This window comes from Furfurilactobacillus milii, from assembly GCF_009863985.1.
Classification (GTDB): Bacteria; Bacillota; Bacilli; order Lactobacillales; family Lactobacillaceae; genus Furfurilactobacillus; species Furfurilactobacillus milii_A.
Genome location: NZ_WEZT01000021.1, coordinates 32,084 through 34,868 on the forward strand (window position 1 = coordinate 32,084; position 2,785 = coordinate 34,868).

Below are 2,785 nucleotides of genomic sequence, written 5' to 3' on the forward strand. Positions count from 1 at the left end.
AAAAGCAGTTAAATCAACGTCCTCGCAAAGTGTTAAACTATGAAACCCCATATGAAGTATTTTTTGACAAACCGTTGCACTTAGTTTGACAATTCACCGTATCTGCGTTTAAGGGGACCAGTGTGCACTTTTTTAAACGTTAACGTAGGACTGAATGTCGTCATGGTGGTCATGCACTCGGCAAGCAGCTGGGTGCTTTTTTTATAGAGTGATGCCGAAGCTCGGTAAGGTTCGAGCAATAACGTAAAGGTGGCAGCGTGCAAGCGTACTTTGCTTGTAGGATGACGGCTTTGGGTTATGCACAGGACCTTGAGCGATAGGTGCACGTTTTAGAAGAGTGATGCCGAAGCCCTGGGAGAAGTTGAGCAATAACGTGGAAGCCGTCACATTTGGTGGTTTTCCGAATGAGACGGCTTTCGGGTTACGCGCAGACTTCTGGGCGATAGGTGCACGTTTTAGAAGAGTGATGCCGAAGCCCTGGGAAAAATTCAGTAAGAACCGAGCATCCCTTAAAAGCATTCACCATATCGACATTCCAACAATGGAGGGCTCCACATGAAGCAAACTAATACAGCAGTAAAAAGATTCTGGGAAGCATACTGTCAGTCAATCGGTCGGCAATTGCCACAGCCGGACGCATGGTCGTTTGGGATGACAACGTCAATGGCAAACGAATTAGCCGACTTAGTGGTTAAAGGTAAAAAGACGGCGACGACATCCGCTTTTATTGAGGGTGAGACGGTTACACAAGTTGGTGACTATGACATTATTTTAAACGGTGACGATCAGCCAGTTGCGATTATTCAGAATGTCGTTTCGGAGATAATGCCTTATCAACAGGTATCCGCGGAACATGCCTATCACGAAGGCGAGGGTGACCGGACGTTAGCTTATTGGCGCAGGGTTCACGAAGCGTTCTTTCGTGAAGAAGGTGCTCAGGACCACTATCAATTTAGTAATCAGTTATTAATGAGTTGTGAGGTGTTTGAACTAAGGGCAACGCAGGCAAGTTTGGCAGACAATCTGGAGGCAAACGAATGATGAGTAATTTTATGAGTGGAGAGTTGGTTCATTTAACCGAACTACGTCAGGGCGATACAGAATTATTCGCGCAAGAACAATGGACTGATGGCTGGTTCAGACAACTGAGCATGGACATGTCACGCGTATGGTTGCCAGAGGACTATAAAGAAGATCTTAAAGGTGAACACTGGGGCACCGATGAGTTCGTGTACGTGGTGCGGGCCAACGATACGGAAGCGACGGTTGGCTGGATCTCACTTGGGGATGTTCAACTGAAGAATCGTGGTGCAGAAGTGGGCATCGCCATCGTGGAAAGTCAGCAGGGCCACGGTTACGGCACGGATGCGTTGCGGATTATTTTGAAGTTTGCGTTTGACGAGTTGAACATGCACCGGGTTCACTTAGAAGTGAATGGCAATAACGCCGGGGCTATCCACATTTATGAACGGGTGGGCTTTAAACGTGAAGGAGTTAATGTTGGCGCACTATATCAAGATGGTCAGCGAATTGACCGGTACAGTTACGGAATTTTGCAAACGGAGTGGCGTGCATTAACGGAGGCAACAAAATGAAAGATGTGCTAAAAGGACGATTAGTGAACCTCACGGAAGCACGTGAAGGAGATGCAACTTATCTACAAGAGCATCAATGGGCTGGTGCGTTTGCACGGAGTAGCGAGTGGGATTTAGCCACGGTTAGAACACACAAAAGCCTCGTTAAAATGTTGGCTAACAACGAGCCAGATGGCATGATGCTGATTGTTCGCAAACAGACCGATGACAGCCCAGTTGGTTGGGTCGAGTTAGACGAGATTCAGTTGAAAAATCAGGTGTGTGAACTAGGAATTGGCATCGTTGACCCGGCCGAACGTGGTCACGGTTACGGGACTGACGCGATCAATTGTATGTTGGCCTATGCCTTCTTTGAAATGGGTCTGTATAAAGTTCGTTTGGGTGTGAACAGCAATAACTTGGCAGCTGTGCACACTTATGAACGTGTCGGATTCAAACGTGAAGTTGTGAACCGCGGGGGCCTTTATCAAGATGGCAAGTGGTTTGACCAATATGAATATGGCATTATGGGGTCGGCATGGATGGCTGCTCACCAAGATTGGCCGGAGTTTTAAGCTTATAAATGAACGTAAAGGAATGTGATTAGCTTCATGACAGATGAGCTCGATATAAGAACAGCAATTAAGGATACGTTGCCAACTGTGTTTGGTTATATTGGCATTGGCTTAGCGTTTGGCGTGGTGAGTCAGTCCGTGGGTTTGAGTGTGCTCATGGTAGTGTTGATGTCCGCCATTACATATGCTGGGTCCGCCCAATTTATCATGGTGAGCATGCTGGTATCCCATAACCCAGTGGTGTCGATCATGGTCGCCGTCTTTTTGGTGAATGCGCGGATGATCTTAATGAGTACGGTAGTGGCACCTTATTTCAAAAAAGACAGCATGTTGAAGAATATTTTCATTGGCGCGTTATTGACCGATGAAAGTTTTGCGCTGAGCATGAATAAGGTGAATTATACGGACCACAAAATGTCATTTGAGTGGTTTAATACTGCTAATTTAATTGCGTACTTTACATGGATGATTGCGTCAGGTGTCGGCGCATTGCTTGGACAATTGGTTGCCCATCCAGAGCGACTCGGTCTGGATTTCGCACTTGAATTTACACTTTAAGTGCAACACTAATTAAATAAAGAATGGCCCATGGCCAAATTTCTGTAAAATGATGTTTGCGAAAACAATCATGAAAGG

The 2,785-nt window shown here is 46.2% G+C and carries 3 protein-coding genes and 1 pseudogene; all 4 read left to right on the forward strand.

Annotated elements, in window-relative coordinates; all coding sequences use genetic code 11:
• Window positions 1-555 precede the first annotated feature (555 nt).
• Entirely contained in the window at window positions 556-1,041 is a 486-nt protein-coding gene (locus GB992_RS09690) for an ASCH domain-containing protein (RefSeq protein WP_161002269.1), read from the forward strand.
• Entirely contained in the window at window positions 1,038-1,595 is a 558-nt protein-coding gene (locus GB992_RS09695) for a GNAT family N-acetyltransferase (RefSeq protein WP_161002270.1), read from the forward strand. Before GB992_RS09690 ends, GB992_RS09695 begins: the two co-directional genes overlap by 4 nt.
• Window positions 1,592-2,149, forward strand: a complete 558-nt coding sequence (locus GB992_RS09700; protein ID WP_161002271.1) for a GNAT family N-acetyltransferase — start codon at window positions 1,592-1,594, stop codon at window positions 2,147-2,149. Before GB992_RS09695 ends, GB992_RS09700 begins: the two co-directional genes overlap by 4 nt.
• Before the next feature lie 36 nt (window positions 2,150-2,185).
• Window positions 2,186-2,692 (forward strand): annotated as a pseudogene (locus tag GB992_RS09705) (AzlC family ABC transporter permease); the annotation flags it as partial.
• Between the last annotated feature and the right edge of the window lie 93 nt (window positions 2,693-2,785).